The sequence below is a fragment of the Providencia manganoxydans genome, assembly GCF_016618195.1.
GTDB classification, from domain to species: domain Bacteria; phylum Pseudomonadota; class Gammaproteobacteria; order Enterobacterales; family Enterobacteriaceae; genus Providencia; species Providencia manganoxydans.
Genome location: NZ_CP067099.1, coordinates 2,334,999 through 2,356,729, shown reverse-complemented (window position 1 = coordinate 2,356,729; position 21,731 = coordinate 2,334,999). Strand labels below are relative to the sequence as shown.

General features: G+C 38.6%; 25 protein-coding genes. 14 read left to right on the top strand and 11 right to left on the bottom strand.

The genetic code is table 11. The features are described from left to right. The first annotated feature begins 88 nt into the window (after positions 1–88). From JI723_RS10495 to JI723_RS10485, 3 genes are all read left to right on the top strand, one after another. On the top strand, positions 89–1,426 hold the full coding sequence (locus JI723_RS10495) for an aminotransferase-like domain-containing protein (RefSeq protein WP_272579819.1): 1,338 nt from the start codon (positions 89–91) through the stop codon (positions 1,424–1,426). Positions 1,427–1,496: 70 nt separating this feature from the next. Then, positions 1,497–1,889, top strand: a complete 393-nt coding sequence (locus tag JI723_RS10490; protein ID WP_081335959.1) for a cytidine deaminase family protein — start codon at positions 1,497–1,499, stop codon at positions 1,887–1,889. Positions 1,890–1,893: 4 nt separating this feature from the next. Next, complete coding sequence (locus tag JI723_RS10485) at positions 1,894–2,361, top strand: NUDIX hydrolase (RefSeq protein ID WP_070928687.1); 468 nt, start codon at positions 1,894–1,896, stop codon at positions 2,359–2,361. A gap of 2 nt (positions 2,362–2,363) precedes the next feature. Here JI723_RS10485 and JI723_RS10480 read toward each other — a convergent pair whose 3' ends face one another. Then, a complete protein-coding gene (locus tag JI723_RS10480; RefSeq protein ID WP_272579820.1) occupies positions 2,364–2,978 on the bottom strand; it encodes a LysE family translocator in 615 nt (204 codons plus the stop codon). Between the two features lie 149 nt (positions 2,979–3,127). Here JI723_RS10480 and JI723_RS10475 point away from each other — a divergent pair, with 149 nt between their 5' ends. Further along, positions 3,128–4,012, top strand: coding sequence for a LysR substrate-binding domain-containing protein (locus tag JI723_RS10475; protein ID WP_175442536.1), 885 nt, complete (start codon positions 3,128–3,130; stop codon positions 4,010–4,012). 135 nt (positions 4,013–4,147) lie between these two features. Continuing rightward, on the top strand, positions 4,148–5,248 hold the full coding sequence (ddlA, locus tag JI723_RS10470; protein WP_070928692.1) for a D-alanine--D-alanine ligase: 1,101 nt from the start codon (positions 4,148–4,150) through the stop codon (positions 5,246–5,248). Positions 5,249–5,301: 53 nt separating this feature from the next. Here the strand turns inward: ddlA and JI723_RS10465 are convergent, their stop codons facing one another. The 6 genes from JI723_RS10465 to JI723_RS10440 all read right to left on the bottom strand — a co-directional run bounded on the left by JI723_RS10465 (position 5,302) and on the right by JI723_RS10440 (position 11,521). Beyond that, positions 5,302–6,363, bottom strand: coding sequence for an alpha/beta hydrolase family protein (locus tag JI723_RS10465; RefSeq protein ID WP_319065996.1), 1,062 nt, complete (start codon positions 6,361–6,363; stop codon positions 5,302–5,304). 34 nt (positions 6,364–6,397) lie between these two features. Continuing rightward, on the bottom strand, positions 6,398–6,946 hold the full coding sequence (locus tag JI723_RS10460; RefSeq protein ID WP_319065997.1) for a shikimate kinase: 549 nt from the start codon (positions 6,944–6,946) through the stop codon (positions 6,398–6,400). Positions 6,947–7,367: 421 nt separating this feature from the next. Next, a complete protein-coding gene (locus JI723_RS10455; protein ID WP_070927935.1) occupies positions 7,368–8,141 on the bottom strand; it encodes a GNAT family N-acetyltransferase in 774 nt (257 codons plus the stop codon). A 3-nt stretch (positions 8,142–8,144) separates the two neighbouring features. Beyond that, positions 8,145–9,245 carry an NAD(P)/FAD-dependent oxidoreductase gene (locus tag JI723_RS10450; RefSeq protein WP_319066000.1) on the bottom strand — a complete coding sequence of 367 codons (1,101 nt, stop codon included), beginning with the start codon at positions 9,243–9,245 and terminating at the stop codon, positions 8,145–8,147. Between the two features lie 153 nt (positions 9,246–9,398). Next, positions 9,399–10,562: an MFS transporter gene (locus JI723_RS10445; RefSeq protein ID WP_319066147.1), complete on the bottom strand. Its 1,164-nt coding sequence runs from the start codon at positions 10,560–10,562 to the stop codon at positions 9,399–9,401. 161 nt (positions 10,563–10,723) lie between these two features. Further along, on the bottom strand, positions 10,724–11,521 hold the full coding sequence (locus tag JI723_RS10440; protein WP_272579824.1) for an inositol monophosphatase family protein: 798 nt from the start codon (positions 11,519–11,521) through the stop codon (positions 10,724–10,726). A 92-nt stretch (positions 11,522–11,613) separates the two neighbouring features. On the opposite strand from JI723_RS10440, the gene JI723_RS10435 reads away from it, so the two are divergent. The 4 genes from JI723_RS10435 (at position 11,614) to JI723_RS10420 (ending at position 15,074) form a co-directional block, all read left to right on the top strand. Then, a complete protein-coding gene (locus JI723_RS10435; RefSeq protein WP_272579825.1) occupies positions 11,614–12,384 on the top strand; it encodes a DeoR/GlpR family DNA-binding transcription regulator in 771 nt (256 codons plus the stop codon). A gap of 387 nt (positions 12,385–12,771) precedes the next feature. Next, positions 12,772–13,695: an alpha/beta hydrolase family protein gene (locus JI723_RS10430; protein ID WP_318705724.1), complete on the top strand. Its 924-nt coding sequence runs from the start codon at positions 12,772–12,774 to the stop codon at positions 13,693–13,695. A 187-nt stretch (positions 13,696–13,882) separates the two neighbouring features. Continuing rightward, positions 13,883–14,419 (top strand): dihydrofolate reductase family protein, encoded by a 537-nt coding sequence (locus JI723_RS10425; RefSeq protein ID WP_070927941.1) that lies wholly within the window; start codon positions 13,883–13,885, stop codon positions 14,417–14,419. 46 nt (positions 14,420–14,465) lie between these two features. After that, positions 14,466–15,074 carry a LysE family translocator gene (locus JI723_RS10420; protein WP_070927943.1) on the top strand — a complete coding sequence of 203 codons (609 nt, stop codon included), beginning with the start codon at positions 14,466–14,468 and terminating at the stop codon, positions 15,072–15,074. An 18-nt stretch (positions 15,075–15,092) separates the two neighbouring features. Here JI723_RS10420 and JI723_RS10415 read toward each other — a convergent pair whose 3' ends face one another. After that, positions 15,093–15,872: a GNAT family N-acetyltransferase gene (locus JI723_RS10415; protein WP_318705723.1), complete on the bottom strand. Its 780-nt coding sequence runs from the start codon at positions 15,870–15,872 to the stop codon at positions 15,093–15,095. A gap of 165 nt (positions 15,873–16,037) precedes the next feature. Between JI723_RS10415 and frmR the strand changes: the two genes are divergently transcribed. From frmR to yqfB, 4 genes are all read left to right on the top strand, one after another. Then, a complete protein-coding gene (gene frmR / locus JI723_RS10410) occupies positions 16,038–16,310 on the top strand; it encodes a formaldehyde-responsive transcriptional repressor FrmR (protein WP_070927947.1) in 273 nt (90 codons plus the stop codon). A gap of 18 nt (positions 16,311–16,328) precedes the next feature. After that, positions 16,329–17,441, top strand: a complete 1,113-nt coding sequence (locus JI723_RS10405) for an S-(hydroxymethyl)glutathione dehydrogenase/class III alcohol dehydrogenase (RefSeq protein WP_319066005.1) — start codon at positions 16,329–16,331, stop codon at positions 17,439–17,441. Between the two features lie 60 nt (positions 17,442–17,501). Then, entirely contained in the window at positions 17,502–18,332 is an 831-nt protein-coding gene (gene fghA / locus JI723_RS10400) for an S-formylglutathione hydrolase (protein WP_272579829.1), read from the top strand. Between the two features lie 91 nt (positions 18,333–18,423). Next, positions 18,424–18,762 carry a N(4)-acetylcytidine aminohydrolase gene (yqfB, locus tag JI723_RS10395; RefSeq protein ID WP_070927951.1) on the top strand — a complete coding sequence of 113 codons (339 nt, stop codon included), beginning with the start codon at positions 18,424–18,426 and terminating at the stop codon, positions 18,760–18,762. On the opposite strand, the gene JI723_RS10390 is transcribed toward yqfB, so the two are convergent. Then, positions 18,740–19,609 (bottom strand): LysR family transcriptional regulator, encoded by an 870-nt coding sequence (locus tag JI723_RS10390; protein ID WP_070927953.1) that lies wholly within the window; start codon positions 19,607–19,609, stop codon positions 18,740–18,742. The two genes, yqfB and JI723_RS10390, sit on opposite strands and share 23 nt — an antisense overlap. Positions 19,610–19,714: 105 nt before the next feature. On the opposite strand from JI723_RS10390, the gene JI723_RS10385 reads away from it, so the two are divergent. Further along, entirely contained in the window at positions 19,715–20,647 is a 933-nt protein-coding gene (locus JI723_RS10385) for a DMT family transporter (protein ID WP_272579830.1), read from the top strand. 74 nt (positions 20,648–20,721) lie between these two features. Here the strand turns inward: JI723_RS10385 and JI723_RS10380 are convergent, their stop codons facing one another. Both JI723_RS10380 and JI723_RS10375 read right to left on the bottom strand, forming a co-directional pair. After that, positions 20,722–21,237: a GNAT family N-acetyltransferase gene (locus tag JI723_RS10380; protein ID WP_140180073.1), complete on the bottom strand. Its 516-nt coding sequence runs from the start codon at positions 21,235–21,237 to the stop codon at positions 20,722–20,724. Between the two features lie 21 nt (positions 21,238–21,258). Next, complete coding sequence (locus tag JI723_RS10375; protein WP_272579831.1) at positions 21,259–21,696, bottom strand: GNAT family N-acetyltransferase; 438 nt, start codon at positions 21,694–21,696, stop codon at positions 21,259–21,261. Positions 21,697–21,731: the final 35 nt, after the last annotated feature.

Below are 21,731 nucleotides of genomic sequence, written 5' to 3'. Positions count from 1 at the left end.
AATAATTTATGCCTATATTGCGACTTGTATTCAGCTAAACTAATCGAGATAATCATGACAATCAAAAAATTGTCATAGGTACAATTGCATGACACAGGCTCGGTATAAAAGCTATGTAGATGATTTAGCGAATAGGATCCATAGTGGTGAATTAGCACCCGGTACCAGATTGCCGACACATCGTGCGTTTGCTAAGCAAAATGGCATTTCATTGGTGACAGCGTCACGTGTCTATAATGAACTGATCAAACAAGGATTAGTGAGTGGTGAGACAGGAAGAGGAACATTTGTACGTGACGTAAGCTTATTGCCTACATCAAGCATTGAACATGATGTTGTCCCAACAATGTTAGATCTTAATTACATTTATCCAGTCGAAAATGAGCAAACACAAAGGTTAAGAGAAGCATTACGGCATTTGTCTTCAGGAGGAGATATAGAAGGTTTTCTTCATTATTTACCTCATGTGGGGCGTCGTCATGAAAGGGCTATTTTTGCTAACTATCTGGCTCAAAGAGGAATAAAGCAGATAGATCCTGATCAAATTGCAATTGTCGGTGGCGCCCAACATGGCCTTGCAACGATTGTGTTAGGTATTTTTAGCCCGGGTGATGTGATTGCTGTTGATGCGCTAACTTATCCAGGTTTTAAAGCATTAGCGAAGATTTATCATATTGAACTGGTTGTGGTGCCTGTAACGGCAACAGGGCCAGATATGGTTGCATTCGCAAGGCTGTGCCAACAAAGAAATATTCGTGGTTATTATGCAATGCCTACACTTCATAACCCATTGGGATGGGTGATAGATCTTCCTACACGACATGCGATTATCCAGTTAGCTAAACAGTATAGTTTTTGGTTAATTGAAGATGGCTCTTACGCTTATTTACAGCATCCTGCACCTCCCACTTTTGCTCAGTTAGCCCCTGATATCACGTTTTATGTCACTGGTTTTTCAAAAAATGTTGCAACAGGGCTACGAGTAGGCATGGTGGTTGCCCCTAAACAGCAAATCTCAGAAATAGAACGGATAATTCGTATCACCACGTGGAATACACCCGCAATTACAACAGCGATTGTGTGTCATTGGATAGAAAGTGGTGAAGTTGCAAAATTAGAGCGTAAAAAACGACGAGATACCAAGGCACGACAAAACATTGTCAGAGAAGTGTTGAACCAAATAGACTATATCGCCCATCAATATAGTTATTTTATTTGGATCCCTTTACCTGAAGGTGTTCGTGCAGAAGCGTTAGTGAGTCGGCTAAAACAAGTCAATATAGCTGTCAGCACGGCTGAGTCCTATGCAGGGGGGGCATCATATCCACAAGCTATTCGAGTGGCACTCAGTTCCATTTCCTATGAACAATTAAGAGTCGCATTAGCACAAATTCAAGCAGCGGTGTTGTATTTAGTCGATCTGTGAGAACGCACGATTGGCTTTTGCCTTATTTAACATCTGAAATAGACTCGCTTTGTAAATAAAGAGGATGAATATGAAACACTTGATTGAAATCGCTAAAAAGTATGCCAAACCCACGGTGGTGAGTCATTATATTGAAAGTGGTTATGTTGCCGCAGCGTTAGAAACAGAAAATGGTGAAGTTTATACGGGGATCAGTATTGATACTGCGTGTTCCTTAGGATTTTGCGCGGAGCATGGTGCGGTTGCAGAACTACTTAAAGCAGGTGGTTCAGTGGTTAAAGCGATGGTTGCTGTTGATTCAACCGGAAATGTCGTACCACCTTGTGGCCGATGTCGTGAATTAGTCAGTCAATTATCGAATAAAAATAAACAAACGCGAGTTGCGGTTGATAATGACACTGAAATGACTTTAGAACAGTTAATGCCATTTGATTGGAAAGCAACGCAAAATAGGGAGTCATGAAGCGATGGAACAACAAAGTAAGCATTTTACAGCGACAGCAATGATCCGTAATGATAAAGGTGAGTTTTTATTACATGAGCACCCTAAGCTAGGTTTTTGGCTGCCGCCTGGGGGGCACATTGAAGAAAATGAAGAGCCTCAAGATGCTGTGATCCGTGAAGTCTTCGAAGAAACTGGTCTCATGTGCCGTATCATTGATTGTGCGTATCCCACGGTAACCAAAGTTCGAAGGACTGATCATGTATATGCTTTGCCCGTTCCTTTGGCCATTTTGAAAGAGTTTATTATAGATGGTAAGCAGGGTAATCATTGGCATATTGATATGGTATATCTGTGTGAATTAATCACCCCAGAAAGAAAACCAGCAGATGAATTTAAATGGATCCCCTTTGAGGAGCTTGCCAAACTGAATATTCCGAATGATTTATTACAGTTGGCAAGTATGGTAAATGAAGCAAATTTGCTGAAGTAAAATTATTTACTATTCAAAAACAGTAACGAAATACCAAGTATCATCAATAATGCTCCAATCACTTTATCCATAGTTAATTGATAGTTAAGTATACGATTACGAATGGTTGGAGTAGCAAAAAATAGGGCGATCAAGCTAAACCATAACCAATGAGCAAAAGAGATAAATAGCCCATAGCTGAAATTAAGCCATTGTGAATTATTGTTTTGGATAACTTGAGTATAAACGGAAACAACAAAAAACATCGTTTTTGGATTTAATGCATTAGTCAAAAAGCCCATTCTGAATGCCGTCAGTGATGAAGGCTTCGTAAGGTTGTTTCCTTCAGTATTCATTTTTTGTGTATTCGTAAAGGATTTAAAACCAATATAGACCAAATAACCAACACCCAATAATTTTACGATAGTAAACAGTGTTGGTGACCCCATAATAATCAGTGTCACTCCAAATAGGGTATAGAAGACATGCACTTGAACGCCAACAGCAATACCTAATGCTGCAAATAAGCCTACTTTAGTCCCGTAGGCGTAGCTGTTGCGTGTCACCATCGCAAAATCAGGTCCTGGACTTATAACAGCTAAAAATGTAATAGTTGCCACTGTAATCAGTTCATTCATTTGATGCTCCTCTGATAGGCAATAAAAACTGACATAAATACTTCTCTTGTGATCGATTTATCTTTTTGATTATTTGTATTATCAATAGATTGTATTGAGTTAAAAAGCGATTTATGCTGACGTAAATCTGTCAGTTTTTGTAACCTATAATGAAACTACCTCCATTATCGTCATTGCGTTTTTTTGATGTCGCGGCACGCAGTGGCAGTTTTGTGAAAGCGGCTCAGGAATTACATGTCACTCACAGTGCTATCAGCCGACAAATACGTTTGCTAGAAGAGCATATTGGTGTAGAGCTGTTCGAACGGCGCAATCGTGCTGTATTTTTAACTTCTGCGGGTAAACGACTTTCTCAAACCACCAGCGAAATATTTTCACAGTTAGAAAAAACGCTTGTTGAATTACAGTGTTTTGATGATAGCAACGTCGTTAGCATTTCTTGCGAACCAACGATTGCGATGAAATGGCTAATTCCTCGATTAACTCAGTTTTATCAATTGTTTCCAGATATTACGGTACATTTAATTGCTGCTGGTGGCGCTATTGACTTTGCTAAAGCGGGGGTTGATTTAGCACTACGGCGTAATGACTTTAAATGGAATAATGATATTTATGCGCAGAAGGTTTGCAGTGAAAAAGTGGGCGTTGTACTACAACCTAATTTAGATTGGCAAAATAAAACCAGTGATATTGCGTTATTGTATCCAGCCTCTCGCCCATCTGTTTGGCATCAGTGGCAACAACAAATGGGGAGCTTTCATCAAATAACTCGACAAGTTTCCTATGAGCACTTTTATTTATGTATTCAAGCGGCAATTTCAGGACAAGGTGTGGCAATTGCTTCATTTTTAATGGTTGAAGATGAGTTACAGTCAGGGCAATTGATTGCACCACAAGGATTCATTGAAGATGGTTCTGCTTACTATCTATTAGCACCAAAAACACCGATCAGCGGCAGTGCATTGGCAGTTTTTATCGATTGGTTAAAACAAAGCCTACAACAAAGTGCAATGTTAACTGAAAACGGTTACTGACATTTCACCTTTGTTATTAATTGTTTATTCTTTCAGCGAACCTATGTGAAAAATAAAGATTTTATCCCATAACTATTTCTTGACGTGTTATATTTTCTAGCTGGGTTTTGTTGGTTTCTTAAGGTGGAGTGAGTAATGAGTAAATTACGGGTTGGTGTGATTTTTGGCGGTAAGTCAACAGAGCATGAAGTTTCATTGCAATCAGCGAAAAATATTATAAATGGTCTTGATCGCGATAAGTTTGATGTATGTCTTATTGGTATTAATAAACAAGGGCATTGGCATGAGTATGATGAAACTAACTTTTTAGTTCATGCAAATGATCCTTCTAAAATTGCATTGAATACGCCAAAACGCAGTATTGCTATTATTCCAGGTAAAACAACGCAGCAGTTTATTTCACTTGAAGACGCTCAGCCACTCCCGCAAATTGATGTTATTTTTCCTATCGTCCATGGTAATTTAGGCGAAGATGGCTCATTGCAGGGGCTATTGCGTATGACGAATTTGCCTTTTGTCGGCCCTGGGGTTTTAGGCTCCTCAGCCTGTATGGATAAAGATATCACTAAACGCCTATTACGTGATGCAGGCTTGCAGATTGCGCCATTTATTACCTTGATGATAGCTGATCGCGCAACTGTTACCTACGATGCAACAGTAAAACAACTCGGATTACCTTTATTTATTAAACCCGCTAATCAAGGCTCTTCTGTTGGCATCAGTAAAGTGACTAACGAATCAGAGTTCAACGCAGCACTTGATTTTGCATTCTTATTTGATGTGAAAGTCTTGGTTGAAAGTGCAGTAAAAGGGCGCGAAATTGAATGCGCTGTATTGGGTAATGAACAACCGTTAGCAAGCCCATGTGGTGAAATTGTTTTGCATGATAGCTTCTATGCATATCATACAAAATACATCGATGAGAATGGTGCATCCGTTGTCGCTCCCGCTGATTTGTCGACAGAGGTAAGTGATAAAATAAGAGAGATTGCTTTACAGGCTTATCGAGCTTTAAATTGCAGTGGCATGTCACGGGTTGATGTATTTTTAACAGAAGATAATCAAGTTATCATTAATGAAATTAATACGTTACCTGGTTTTACAAATATTAGTATGTATCCAAAATTGTGGCAGCAAGGTGGTATGACTTATCAAGAGCTGATCAGCCGATTAATCGAACTTGGTATTGAAAAATATCAACAGAATGCGGCGTTAAAAACGGCTTGTGATGCCTAATTAAATTATGATTTGTCTGGCTGAACATGCTCAGCCAGACCCGCTATTGTTGGTTACTGGGAACACGCTGGTTGCCAATCTTTGGGAATAGCGATTGGCTGTTGTTTTAGCCAATCAATCACTAATGGCAGTGTATGTGGCGTATAACCTTCACGGCCTAGGTAAAGAAAATAGGCTTTTTTCCACCACGGCCATTGACTATCTAGCTGGTAGTTAAACAGTGATGCATTAAGTAGCCCATGAGTACTGTTTTTTACTAGCACAACGGTGCTATTAGGATTATTTTCCAATAGTTTTTTATAACGACAAGCATCTGTTTGTGCATCAACATTCAGGTCATCTTCCCCCCATATTGCAAGCACTCGTCTGCGCATTGTAGGGATATCTTGCGATGCATCATTCAGAAAGTTGCGATCAACAAAGTTAAATCGGTCGAGGGACAGCTCAGGTGTCGAAGCTGGGTCGTGACTACCATTAATACCAAAAATAGCATCGTAAGATTGTAGTTGTTCTGCGACTTGTTGATCAATTTGAGACTTTTCGATGTTTTCTTGAGTGAGACGAATACGATGATAAAAAGCACCTTGATCTCGCCAATTTATTGCCCCACCGACAATGACTGAAAAATCAGGTGAGCTTTGTGACGCAGCAATAGGAATAACCCATCCAGCCTGAGAAAAGCCAAAATAACCAATAGAAACTGAAGGAGAAGGGTATTTTTCACGTAATAGTGCTAAAGCGGTTTTTGCCTCATCTGCACGACCTGCCATAGTTTGATTCAGCCAGTTACCTTGGCTATTGCCAATACCTGCTTTATCCCAACTGAACACAGCGATACCGTTATCAACTAAGGTATTTATTAACGGTAAATAACCTGAATTTGAAAAACGATCTTGCGGGCCATCACCATGAATGAATATAGCAATTGCGCTAGGTTGCTCAGAGCTAGGTAGCACAAGTGTGCCAGATAATTTATTACCATCGGCTGTAAAACTAATATCAGTTGTTTGTCTGTTGTCTAAATCAAAATCATCGAATTGCCCAGTTAAGATAACAGCTGTCATGATGATTAAGAGTGAAAATAGTACATATAGTAATTTGCGTTTATGTTTCATACAAAATTGCTCAAGTAACTAGGCTGATTGTCATTTATTCACTGATGTTTTTTCGCATCCATTGCAAGAAAGTGGCCGTTTCTTTGGGGGAGGTAAGACGTATAAAACGGATATGTTGGTATTGTTCATCAACCATACTGATGATCCGCCTTGCATTCCCACTATGATAAGTCTTTAAAACCCATAAAATGATCGAGTCTCGGCTAAAGAATGCTTTTTTCCATGATTCAACATTTCCCGTATTAGGCCAAAGTTCTTTTTGGTTAATCAGCCGCGAAAAGGTTCTCGATATAGATTGATATAATGTGCGAGAAAAAGAGTAATCCAGCCAAACAACCATATCGATATCTTGCCATTTAATTGGTTGTGTGCGGGTATAATTACCATCAAGTACCCAACCATCAGCGGCACTATCTAAGGCATGGATTAATTTTTCAGTTAATTGCTCATCGGTAGAGGGTTGCCAATTTTTTTGCCAATAAAGGGCATCCATCTCGATGTATGGAACTGAGTAAAGTGACGCTAATGCACGGCCAAGTGTGCTCTTGCCGCTGCCACTACAACCAATAATATTAATTTTCATCGTATTAACTTATGATATATGGATAATTCAACAGTATTTAGCGGTGGTATAGCTGCCACCTAAACGAATTAATCAATTATCCGCCACTGCTGTTGCGCAAAAAGTTGGGAAAAGTAATGCTATCAGTTAACTACCCAAATCTATCAAATAAAAAGTGCCCTATACCGTGGTGGCGATTATAGATAGGGCATAAGCAGCTATACCTCATGGGAAGGCGGAATGATTTGAAAAATTATCAATGCAATAAAACCACAGGGTATCTGATTGCGATAAGCAATCATATTTAACCCAACACCCTGTTTGTTTCGATAAGATCCCGATGATGGGTTATGTTACTTGCGCCATTAGTATCATAAATGAACCATTGGTTAATCAATGGCTCAGTTTAGGGTTGTTGGTTAAAAATGGCTAATTTAATAGATTATTTGCACCAGACATAATTGATATAGCGGAACATTGGTTCGAAACCAAATTTTTTGTACAAATCAAAACCTGCTTCAGAAGCATCTAAGAAACAATGCTCTACGCCTTGTTGGCGGCAAAACGCTAATGCGTATGCGATGAGCTGCGACGCATAACCATTACCTTGGTGTGAGGGTTCTGTACCGATATCGTCGAAACGCGCTAATGCACCTTCAATGGTGACAGTCATGGAAGTCGCAGGGGATCCGTTAACCAGTAGTACTAGATGGAATTGTGGAGCACCTTGTAGCAAGGCATCCTCATGATAACGAACGTACTCGCTAACCACTTGGTCGTGTTCTTCAGAGAGATAAAAGGCAGAAACTAATGGCTTGGCCCATAGCGAAAGGTCATGATTAGCAAAGACAATATCAACCTGATTCTCTGGTAGTTTAACTGAGCGTTGTTTATCTAGGGACAACGCCATAGCAGTTGTTACGCTGTCACGTTTGTAGCCTAAAGAGAGTGCTTCAGAGACAACTTCGGGTAGCATTTCCTCAGGGATCACTAAGGTATGATTTTTCTTTTGTGCGACAAAAAGGCTATGTGCTTGTTTAAACGCTTGAATCGAAGATTCAGGCTGGAGATAGATAAAGTTAAATACAGGCGAATTTAACGGTGTAAGGTAGCAAATGGTATGCTGTTCGATTTGTATGCTATGTTCACAAATCGAAGTCCAAAATGTCTTTTCGATCGATTGATAATGCCTTAAATAGTAGAGCGGTATATTCATGTCTCAGTTACCTGATGTAAAGCGTGTTAATCGATATGGGCGAAGTGCCGCCTGTTCTGTGCCATGTATTATTTCCTTTTGCGCTAGATGACAGATTAATGGCGCAAGGGTGATAGCGGCGTGCATACTTATAATATATAAACCACTGAAATCAGCAACTTTACCGACGACTGGCATCTCATCTTGTGGCATAGGTCGCATTCCAATGAAAGCATTTTCTAGACTTAATGTACTCGTAGCTATAAATGAATTTTGGATCACAGATAAGGCATTTCGTGCGATATTCATTGCACTGTGCTCCGGCTGTTCATCAATATAGTCTTCCGCACAGAGCGTATTTCCATCCAATGTTGGTCGAACTTCCATTTCTGGTGTAGAAATAATATGTTTCATCGCTGGCGTCGCGGTACTGTCATGGAAATGAGCAATAATTGAAGGAGAAGGTGCGATAGGAAGGCGGATCTGCAATGATTTGAACAGCTCAATAGCCCCAAGGCCTGCCGTCACGATAATTTGATCTGCATATAGATCGCCTAACGATGTTGTAACACCGACAATTTTATTATTATCTTTCAGTAATTGTTGTACATGGGTATGCGGTAAATAATTAACACCTTGGATTATTGCAAGCTCAAGTAATGTTTTTGTGGTGTAAACAGGGTCAACATAAGCTTCATCGGGTGCAAAGGCAGCAAGTTTAGGAAGAACACGTAAATTGGGCTCAAGAACCTGTAATTGTGCCTGAGTGAGGGCTTTAATATTGAATCCTGTTTTATGATGGGACTCGATAAATTGATGCGTTGCCTCAGTGTTAGCTTGCCAGCTAATGGCACCACACCAATTCACGTTGAGTTTGCCTTGAGTTAATTTATCAAGAGAACGCCATTCACTCAGAGCCTGCTTTCTGAATTGACTATAGCCACTAGGGCGACCATAGGAAACATTCAACCATGCAAAGGCGTGTTGAGTGACGCCATCCGCAGCGTCAGATTTATCAATGAGCGTAATTTTTCCTGTATAGTTACGAGATAAGTACCAAGCAAGAGTGCATCCAACAATACCGGCACCTATAATGATGATATTATTCTTTGTTTGTGAAGTCATAATGTACCAAAAATCATTGAATTAAATATATTAGTTTATTGAATGAGTATTTGAAATCTCAATAAATAGTAATGGCTATGATTCATTTTCTCTATACAGTTCTAATTCAAGGAGAAAAAACCTCTGTTATAACGATGGTTTTCATAAATGAGCTCAAACTCTGACCAATTTAGTCACAAAAGCAATAATAACCAATAACCCAGCTATCATCAGTAAAGCAGCGGCTAACGTGAACTGGAAAGCAACAAAGCCAATAGCGGCTGGACCTGCGAGGATCCCAAGGTAGCCCAAAGTCGAAACAGCAGGCACGGCCAATGCTTCTGGCATGGTGTTTTGTTTTCCTATTGCAGAAAACATCACAGGAACGATGTTTGAGCAACCAGCGCCAACTAATGCATAGCCTAATATCGCTATGGTTAAATAGGGTGATAACACTGCAATAATAAAACCAATACAAGCTAATAAACCGCCCCAAAAGACGACTCGGGCAGAACCAACACGCATCACAATTTTATCACCCGTTAGGCGGCCAAGAGTCATTGTGGTTGCAAAAGCAGCAAAACCTAAACCACCTAGGGATTCCTTTAGGCCATGGTGTTCAATTAAAAAGACTGCGCTCCAATCAAGAACAGTTCCTTCAGCAAGAAAAATCGCAAAGCAGACAATACCGATAACCAATACGATACCTTTAGGGAGGGCGAGTAAAGGACCGGTTAGAGCGTGGGCGTATTTTAAAAAGCCTTTAAAACTAATCAAGAGTAGTAATAGTGAGAATAATGAAATGATTGTTGCGGCAGCAATAGGAGATACCCCAAGGAGTAATATCGCGCTCATAGCACCTGCACCCGCAATCCCACCAACACTATAGAATCCATGAAAACCAGACATGATTGGTTTATCTGAGGCTTTATCAACAATGACGGCTTGTATATTCATGGCGCAGTCAGTAAGACCAATGCCGATACCAAAAAGTAATAGGCTGGCAATCAGTATACTGACATGTGAAATAGCGGGTAAGAGTGGCAAAATGAGGCAAAAACCAATGGTTGAAGTGACCATCAACCGACGGCAACCAAACTTAGCGGCAAGTGCTCCAGTCAAAGGCATTGCGACTAAAGCACCAACCCCAAAGCATAACAGCAATAAGCCCAGCATGGCATCGTTGGCGCCGGTATTGGTTTTTACAAAAGGAACTAACGCAGCCCATGAAGCGGTTGCAAAACCAGCAATAAAGAAAATAATTCGTGTAGCCACTTGCTCTTTTTTAGCTGGTGGCATTGCTGGTGATGTTTCTAATAATTCAGAAGATAGAGTCATTTTATTAATATATTTTATTGTACTCATTATATTTCAAGTTACAGCACCTTTCTTTAAGGCATAGTGGTTTATTTATTCGCATTTTCACATAATTTTCTATGTACTTAGCGACTTATTCACCGTTAGCTGCATCTCGAATTATTTAGAGTTAAGTGGTTACATTATCCATGATTAAGAATATCTAAAACTTGCTCATGTAAAATAGGACAGCCAGTTGCTAATACAGCGCCACCTTTCTCCGCCCGATTGCCATCAAGAGTTGTGACGCGCCCTCCTGCTTGTTCAATGATAGGGATCAAAGGGACGATATCATAAGGTTCTAGTGCGAAATCGAAACAAATATCAATTCGTCCTGCTGCTAGCATTGCCATGGCATAGCATTCACCGCCATAACGGGTCATTAACACTCTTTTTGTGAGCGCAGTAAAGTGAATATTTTTATGGCTATCGATAGGTTCTGGAGAGTTAGTGTGCAAAATGGCTTGGTCAAGAGGGATGTTTTTACGGGTTTGTAGCTGGAAATGTCCATGATGACTACTTGTCCAACTTCCTGAGTGATCAGCCCAAAAACGTTCACCAATATAAGGTTGGCTCATCATACCCATTGTAGCTTTGCCATCAATCGTTAGCCCAATTAAGTTTGCCCAAAGAGGTAAACCACATAAAAATGGGCGAGTGCCATCTATCGGATCTAACACCCATTGAATAGGGCTATCACCCGTTACTCCATACTCTTCACCAATAATAGAATGTTCTGGATAAATTTTTGTAATGTGTTCTCGCATTAATTTTTCAGCCAACCTGTCTGCTTGTGTCACGGGATCAAATTGGTAATCTGCTTTAGGCTTATTTTCTAAAACAGTTAATTCATGAGTTCGATAATGTTCAAGTGATGCTTTACCTGCAATATTAGCGAGTTCATGTAGGAAAAAGCTATCTATCAATGGATGTTGCGACATAAGAAGACCCTTATTGAACGGAAGGTATCAATTAATTTGACATCTTTTTGTGCTCGACTATGATGTTTTCAGTTTAACCATAGGATGATTTTATGCTCGATTATGCCGCTTTTCCAGATCAAAGACAAAAAAAAATACGTCAATTACTAAAAAATGAAGGGCGTGTGGTTTGCACTATTCTTGCCAGAGAGATGGGGGTTTCAGAACATACTATTCGCCGTGATCTAAATGAATTAGCGGAAGAAGGCGTTTGTAAACGAGTACATGGTGGTGCTGTCAGTGTACTGGAATCAGCAGGAACGTTCGAACAAAGAATAGGATTGAATCAAGCGGAAAAGACCACAATCGCGCAGAAATGTGCAAGTTTAATTAAGAACAATACGTGTGTTTTTATTGATTCAGGATCTACTAATCTTGAAATTGCCCGAAGTATTCCAGAAACGTTAGCGAGTACGGTAGTCACAAATTCACCTTTGATTGCGATAGAGTTGATGAAAAAGCCGTTGTGTGAGGTGGTTATGATTGGTGGTAAGATGAATACACAAATCGGCGCGAGTGTTAGCAATAGTTCAATGCATCAAATAAGACAGATATATTTTGACCAGTGTTTTATTGGTGGTTGTGCTTTTGATCCTCAAATTGGTGTAACCATTTTTGATTATGAAGAGGCTGAATTCAAAAAAGCACTTATTGAGCAGAGTAATCAAGTTATTATGGGGATTACCGCAGATAAATTACCGGGGGCAGCAAGATATTTGGTCGCAAGCTGCCAACAAATATCGATATTAGTGGTGAATAAACACATACCAAATGATTTACACCAACTATTAGTGAAAACAGATATGCAAATTTTATTTGCATGATAGGGCAAGAAATAGGGTGCGGTGATAAGTTTACCGCACCGAAAATGTTGTTTTTTGTAATAGGACATTGGTTTATGATACTTAAAATTGTCGAATATTGGCTTAGCGACATTTTGAGTACTTAAGATATATTTTTAAAAGTCCCAAGTGCTGACAACAGAAATTAAATAACAAAATAATCATATGTGACTATGAGTATACTAAATTGACACACATATTTAGGGTAACTGATTTTAAAACTAGTAAAATCTTAAATTTACTCACAACACTGTTTTATTTTAACGTAATATCAATTATATGGAACAAAGCATTTTTGGCTTATATTTAAATAATATATTTTTTATATAATATATAGGTAAAAAATAACAATAATTAATGGTTAAAAATATGAAAAAATGCGCTATTTTTTTAATGTTGACAACATTTTCTTTGACTACATTTGCTAACAATACATTTGATTTACAAAAAATCAACAATAAGTCAGGGAAAGAAATTCATTATTACATTATCAAGCGTGATGTACAGCCTTCAGATGATTTATTAGTATTAATTCAAGGTTCTGATTGCCGAAGCGTTGTTAACAACGACAGTATGATAAAAAACTTTGGAGGCGCATTTCCTAAAAATGACATTCTATTAGTGGAAAAAACGGGCTTGAATAGTCAAGTTGGTAAAGATGGAAAAGAAGTTTCGGCTAAGGATTGTCCTATTGATTATATGAAAAATGACTCTCCACTGGAACGAGCTGAAAATTATTTAGCCTTGATCGAATACCTTAAAAATAACTACCACAATATTGTGATTATTGGCGGTAGTGAAGGTGCAGTGGTGACAAATTTAATCATATCAAAAACCGATAAAGTACAAGCATCGGTATCATTGAATATGGGAGGGCAGTTTTTCATTAATGATGTTATCTATAGTATTGAAAAAACAACACCTACAGCAGAAATTCCTCAATATATTGATGGTTTTAAACAATTTGCGAAAGAAGTTGTGCAAAATAAACTCGATGAAGACCAGTTTCCAAGTGAGCATGGTGGAAAATGGTGGCGTGAGATGTTAACTATTAATAATCAAAAACTAATACGATCGGTGAAAACACCGCATTTAGTGATCCAAACCATGGATGATATTAATGTTGACCCTTACAGTGTGGTGAGAATGATGGAAAAAAGTAACAATCAACACGTTTATTTTAAAACCTATCAAGGCCTCGACCATTTTTTCGTTGATAATAAAGGCCAAGGGCAAACAGAGTTAATTGTTAAAGATATCCAATTATGGTATCAAACCGTAGATAAAAAATAAGTTGCTTAAGCCCCCATTAAAGGGATGATTGCTGGAGGTAAAAATTAATGATGAGCGAGTTTTAGTCAGTTAGCGGGTCAAAGTTAATAATCGACAAAGGCTGATTAGCGCACACATGGATAACTAAAAACCAATCATATCTTTATTATAATTTTTGTTTATTATTGTCACTTGTAGAGAAATAAAAATGAAGTTTATCGCTTATATTGCAACCAGTCTTGATGGTTATATTGCGGATAAAAATGGTGATATTGATTGGTTGACCAATATTGATAACCCCGATGGTTCTGATTTTGGCTATGCTGAATTTATGGCTAGTATTGACGCTGTTATTATGGGGCGAAATACCTTTGAAACCGTCTTGGGGTTTGGTGGTGATTGGCCGTTTGATAAGCCTGTATTTGTATTAAGTCAATCATTATCAACATTACCTGAATCACTCCCTGATTCAGTTAAGTTATTACAAGGTACACTTCAGCAAATTGAACTAACACTTAAACCTTATAATTTTAAAAGGGTGTATATTGATGGGGGAAAGGTAATACAGACGTTTTTAGCAGAAAACAAAATTGATGAGTTGATTTTGACTAGAGCTCCAATCTTATTAGGTCATGGTGTACCTTTATTTACCCAAAGTGATATTCAATCTCACTATCGCCACGTTAAAACAACAGTTTACCTCGATACCCTAGTGAAATCTCATTATATAAAGCTTGCTGAATAGCAAACTTTTATCTGCTTGTTAACTAGGAAATAAAAAAGGGGAGGCCATGGATATTTGGGGATTCATATTAACATTATTACCTATCGTTATCTCTCCAGGGGCAAGTTTTGCGATTGCTCTTAATAGTTCGTTGAATAGCGGATTTCGTGGCCTTGTTGTTCCCATTGTAGGAACTGGATTAGGGATTTTAACTCATGGATTGTTAGTTGGTTTAGGTGTAACAAAAATCATCGTTTCTTCGCCTTGGTTATTTAAATTGATCGGTATCCTAGGCTCGATTTATTTAATTTACCTGTCTGTGATGTTAATTTATTCAGGAATCAAAGCATCGAAACAATCTATTGGTAAAAAGCTTAAAACTGTTACCTTAAAAGATGCCTATTTAGCGAATTTGCTTAACCCAAAGGCGATCATTCTTTATTTAGTGGTTGTTACCAGTTTCGCTGGTATAGATCCAACTCTATTTAGTTTTCTTTTATTATCAACTATTCATATTATTATGATGGCACTTTGGTTAGTACTGTCATGTGGTCTATTAATAGTGACATCAACAAAAATTGATATCGTGAAACTAAAAAAAGTGATTAATATTGGTGGTGGGATATTACTATTAATTATGACGATAGTACCTTATTTAACTACAGGTACTTTTTAATCAGTACCTGTAGATGGTTTATTCGACAATAAAGCAATGATACTGAAACAACGAAGTAAAGCCTAATTTTTTATAAATCGATAAGCCATCGCTTGATGCTTCCAAAAAGCACGACTCAATTCCTTTATTCTTACACTCGTTTAACGCATATTTAATCAAGTGCGTTGCTAGTCCTTTCCGCTGGTATTGGGTTTCTGTGCCGATATCATCTAAACGTGCCATTTTGCCATTTACAGTGAGTGTAAGTGAGCATACTGGTTGAGCATCTTTTAATAATACATAATGTTCTAATTGTGTATTCCTATCCAACGCTCTTTGGTGATAGCGAATGTATTCATTAATTACAGTTAAATCTTCTTCTTCATCATTATCTTGTGAACCGAAAGCACTGATCAATGGTTGTGCCCAATCAGTTAAATTCTGATTACATTGCATGATGGTATATCCTTCGGGAATTGTACTATCTGCATTTTTTATGATGTCTGCTTTGGCTAATATCATAGCCGTCGTTTCACCGTCACTTTGATAACGATGCTCAGTAATTAATGGCATGACTTGTTGTAATGTGTTCTCATGAACCACCAATAAATAAGGTTTGTTTTTTATCGTAAACTGATGATTAGCAGCAACAAAATCAGATAATTCAGCGTTTGCATGTAAGTAAATAAAACTAAACGCGGGGATAGGCAACTCCGAGAAATAAGCAGTTGTCGCCTGGCCAAATTGCATGGTTTCTTGGCAGATAGCCGACCAAAAATGTTGCTCTTGTTGATAGAATTTTATTTCATCGTTATTCATTGGGTTCACTCAAAAAATTAATTTTTTTCAGTGTATAAAAAGCGTATTGCTATTAATAGTATTACGCTAATAGAAAGCACTTTCTAACCCATATAGCATCAATTCTGTACAGATTATCTTAATAATACTATACTCCCCCTATGTATATTATAGGTACTCATTATCATGCCTCATTCACCGAAAGAAAAAAAAGCTGTGTTGACTCGAGTTAGAAAATTAAAAGGTCAGTTACAAGCTCTGGAAACCGCCTTGGAAGATGAGGTGGAGTGCGGCTTAGTATTGCAACAAATTGCCGCTATCCGAGGAGCCGTGAATGGCTTAATGGCTGGGGTGTTAGAAAGTCATTTACGAGAAGGGCTACAAGAGTCCGCAACAACACAAATCCAGAAAGAATCTGTTGATGATGCTATTTCACTCATTCGTACATACCTGCGTTAATAACAAAAAGGATCCATTATGAAATCACGTGCAGCGGTGGCATTTGGCCCCGGAGAACCACTGAAAATTGTTGAAATTGATGTAATGCCACCTCAAGCGGGTGAGGTACTGGTCAAAATCAGCCATACTGGTGTCTGCCATACGGATGCTTTTACACTATCAGGGGAAGATCCTGAAGGGCTTTTTCCTGTTGTTCTAGGGCACGAAGGGGCTGGTGTAGTAGTTGAAGTCGGTGAAGGGGTCACCAGTGTGAAACCGGGAGATCATGTTATTCCTTTATACACAGCAGAATGTGGTGAATGTCTATTCTGTAAATCAGGAAAAACCAATTTATGTGTCTCGGTACGTGCAACACAAGGAAAAGGTGTTATGCCTGATGGTACGACACGTTTTTCTTATAATGGTCAACCGCTATATCACTACATGGGATGTTCTACATTTAGCGAATATACGGTGGTTGCAGAAGTTTCATTAGCAAAAATTAATCCCGAAGCCAATCACCAAGAGGTTTGCCTATTAGGTTGTGGTGTGACAACGGGTATTGGTGCTGTTCATAATACCGCCAAGGTACAAGAAGGTGACTCTGTAGCCGTTTTTGGTCTCGGGGGAATTGGTTTAGCAGTAATTCAAGGTGCGAGACAGGCTAAAGCGGGGCGTATTTTTGCTATCGATACGAATCCAGCAAAATTTGAATTGGCACGTCAATTTGGGGCAACAGATTGTTTGAACCCTAACGATTTTGATAAACCTATTCAGCAAGTGATCATTGAAATGACCGAATGGGGTGTCGATCACACATTTGAATGTATTGGTAACGTGAATGTGATGAGAGCTGCATTAGAAAGTGCACATCGTGGTTGGGGCCAATCCGTAATCATCGGTGTCGCAGGTGCAGGGCAAGAAATATCGACCCGCCCATTTCAATTAGTTACAGGACGTTCATGGAGAGGTACGGCCTTTGGCGGTGTGAAAGGGCGAAGTCAACTTCCGGGCATGGTTGAAGATGCCATGAAAGGTGATATCGAACTGAAACCATTTGTTACTCATACATTACCTTTAGATAGTATTAATGAAGCTTTTGATTTAATGCATGAGGGCAAGTCCATCCGTACGGTGATCCATTACGATTGATTATCAAAGCCCGAATTATCGGGCTTATATTATTTACATACATATTTGGAGTCTGCATACATGGAAAGAATTGAACGCCATGCTTGCTTTGGTGGCTGGCAAGATGTTTATCAACACCATTCAGTAGCTTTAAACTGTACGATGAAGTTTGCCGCTTATTTGCCTTCTGATGTGATAGATAAACAATATCCTGTGATTTATTGGCTTTCAGGGTTAACTTGTAACGAGCAAAATTTTATTACTAAAGCGGGAGCTCAGCAATTTGCCGCTGAACATGGAGTGATCATTATTGCGCCGGATACTAGTCCTCGAGGGGAGCAAGTTGCTGATGACGATGCCTATGATCTCGGCCAAGGTGCCGGTTTTTATCTCAATGCGTTAATGGCGCCTTGGCGTGATCATTACAATATGTATGACTATATTGTTGATGAATTACCTACATTAGTTGAAGCGCATTTACCTGCAAATGGGAAAAGAGCTATTTTGGGGCATTCAATGGGTGGCTATGGTGCATTGATGATCGGGTTACGTAATTCTGAACGTTATTGCAGTATTTCTGCATTTGCACCTATTGTTGCGCCAACTCAGGTTCCGTGGGGGCAAAAAGCATTTTCTGCCTATTTAGGAGAAGATAAGTCTCTCTGGGCTCGTTACGATACCATTAGCTTATTGAATGAAATACAAGTGACTCCCCCTATGTTGGTTGATGTAGGGACTCATGATCCATTTTATCACGATCAGCTAAAGCCCGAATTATTCGCTGAAGTGTGCCAAAGAAAATGTCATGATTTCACCTTAAATTTACGTGAAGGCTATGACCATAGCTATTATTTTATTGCGAGTTTTATAGGTGAACATATTGCATTTCATGCCCGCTATCTAAAAAATTGAGTTACCTATTTTAGGTACCGCTGTAGCTACCATGCCTCAATGTACAGTACTTGGGAGCATGGTTAATAGAGATTAATTGAAAGGATTTTTGATGAAGAAGAACGTACCTGATACGATCACTTTTTTTGAGCGTTTGCTGCCGTTGGTCACTTCTGGCGAAAAAGTGATTACCATTCGTGATAAAAGTGAAAGCCATTATGTTCCGGGTACGGTTGTAAAGGTCTTTGCCCTAGAAACAGGCAAGTATTACACCAACATTGAAATCCTTTCTGTTGAAGCAATTCGTTACGATGATATCTCGGATTATCATGCTACCCAAGAAGCGATGACACTTGATACGTTAAAAGCCCTGATCCGTGAAATTTATCCAACAGAACAATCATTGTTTGTCATTCGTTATCGTCTAGTTAACGGATCTCAAGCGATTTAGCGATTTTTATAAAAGCTCTTGTTGCAGGCGATATTTCACTTTCATTAGTAATAGCAAAGGCAACAGTACGTTCAACTTTTGGATTAAGTGGTTTAATCACAATATTGTTTAAGTCAGAGGGGATCGCCAGTTGTGCAACAATAGATACTGCTTCTCCTCGGCCGACTAAAGCAAAAGTACTGAGTAATTGACGAGTGCGAAATTGAATTTTGGGCATCAGTTTTTGTGCATGAAAAAGCGCCATTACCATTTTACCTGAGCCCGCTTCAGTAAGATTAAAGGGATATTGGCATAGTTCTTTTAAACTCACTGCGTCTTTCGCTGCTAAAGGGTGCTCTAGTGGCAGAATCGCAACCATTTGGTCTTCAATAACTTTAAAAGTCTCAAATCGCTCATCAGGTAAGATCACGAAACCAATATCAACCCGTTTCTCTAATAACCACCTCGCCACACTTTCGTCATCACCTTCATCTACGATCACACTTATCAAAGGGTATTGTTCTCGATATTTTTTTAGTAATGGCGGCAAAATACCTGAAGATGAGCCAGGTCCAAATGATCCTATTCGCAAAACACCTTGTTTTAGCCCATTTGCGGCTTGAGCTTCCTGTTTCATAGCTTCATGAATATTCAACATATGTTGAGCTTTAACCAATAAAACACCGCCAATTTCAGTCACTGTAATTTGGTTTTGTTCACGGGTAAATAAAGACACGTTGAGATCTTGTTCCAGTGCTTTTATTGCATGAGAAACTGCGGATTGAGAGATATTTAATTGCATTGCCGCAAGGGTAAAGCTTTTTAGCTCGGCGACTAATGTGAAGATTTCAAGTTGGGTCAATGTCATGAGTAATTACTCATTTGTTTATGAGAATAAAGAAGTAATAACTTATTCTTCTAGCGCTGTCTAGTGTCAGTGAACTTTTAATTTAAATAGATAATAAGGGATCCTATGTCCAATGGTCGTGTTATCAATTTATCGCAGTCAGTGAATTACACATTCATTCAGTTGACATTGGTATCAATTCTATGGGGGGGGACGTTTATTGCGGGGCGATACATTCAACCTGAAATTTCACCATTACTTTCAGCAACTATTCGTTTTATTTTAGCATCTGCCGCTTTAATTTTAGTATTAAGCTGCAAAAACATAGGTTGGAAGAAAGTGTCTTTAAAGCAATTTATGCAAGTTGCTATTTTAGGTTTGTCTGGTGTTTTTGTTTATCAAGTTTTGTTTTTTTATGGATTGCAAATTATTCCTGCTTCTCGGGCAGCACTGCTGGTGGCTATTAACCCTGCAATGATAGCATTAATATCGTTTTTAATTTGGCGTGAGAAAATATCTATTAGTAAAAGTATTGGTATTATTTTATGTGTATTCGGTGCTTTTATTCTTTTGTCGGACAAAACATCTGGTATAGAAGGTTTTATGACAAATACAGGTGATTTGGCTATTTTAGGCTGCGTGGTTAGTTGGGGGATCTATACAGTTGCAGGTAAACATGTGATTAGGCAAATTGGCGCATTACATACTGTCGCTTATGCTGTTTTATTTGGAACATTCTTACTGATTATTTGCACTGTATTTTCAGGGGAAGCTGTGTTAAATGATCTTTCAAAGTTAAATATGACGGATCTCTTGAGTTTAAGTTATTTAGGTATTTTAGGCTCCGCAGTAGCTTATGTTTGGTATTACCAAGGCGTTAATAAAATTGGTGCTGCTAATGCAGGGGCATTTATTGCACTCAATCCATTAACTGCGGTGATCGCAGGAGGGATATTATTGGATGAAAAGGTTAGCGCAATGGTGCTGTTTGGTGGTGGTTTGATTATTATGGGGATCTTGATTGCGAATAAACGCACTAAGACACAAAGTGAGTTGTAGAGAATAAACCTACCGTATAAGGTAGGGTTTATTCGCTTAGTGACTTACCGTAATTTATTGGAAAAATAGAGTGATTACAGATTTTTGCTCATAATAAATTCAAGATTTTGCTGAGTTTTACTCGTAAATATAACTTCTTTTAGTTTTTGCATACCATTCGCTTGATAGAACCGAAGGGCGTGGGCATTTTGTGCTAAGACATCTAGCCATAAAAGAGAGTCATTTTGTTGTTTTGCCAATGTTTCTATTTGAGTAAATACGGTTTTGCCTGTTCCTTTACCTGTTGCATCAGGTAAAAAATAGATTTTATTTAACTGCGTACCACAGAGAGATTCATCGGGGATCATCGCATGATAGGTTAGTTTTACTAAACCTATAGGCTGTTGTAGCTCCTTAATCAAAAACCATTCTGTATTGGTTGTTTGTATATCCTTAATAATTTGTTGAGGGGAATACTCTTGATAAAGATAATCCGCTAATTCGTCTACATTCAGCCACAACTTAGCGAAATGATGGCGATAGCTTTTTACTCCGATCTCGTGGAGCAGCTGGGCATCCTGTTCTGTGGCTTTTATAAGGGATACAGTCATAAAAATCATCTCAGGGTGCTGTTATAAATTAATAATAGCGAGCATTTCTTCACCATCTTCATCCAAACCTATTTCCATAAAACCAAGTGATGAATAGAACGATTTAGCAATACGGTTTTTGGGATCGTAGCAAATCTCAATTTGTTTTAATTGCTGATCTTGTTTAATTTCCGCTAAAGCAAGGTGCATTGCTTGGCGGCCAATACCTTTGTGCTGATGCTTTTTATCAACCATAAAACGCCAGATAGCAATTTTTTGACTTGATGTAGGTACCCACATAAAGAAACCTACAGGAGTATCCTTTAAATAAATAGCTCTAATTATATATTCAGGATTATAGGCAGCTTCAAGCATAGACCAAGTATTCGATGCAATGAAATCTTCCTGCTCCTCATAAACATCCAATAAAGAAACTGCTTCAAAATTATCTTTTGTAATTTCACGTAGATAAATGTTCATAGAATTCCCCTGAATGAGATAGTTAGTCTATACAA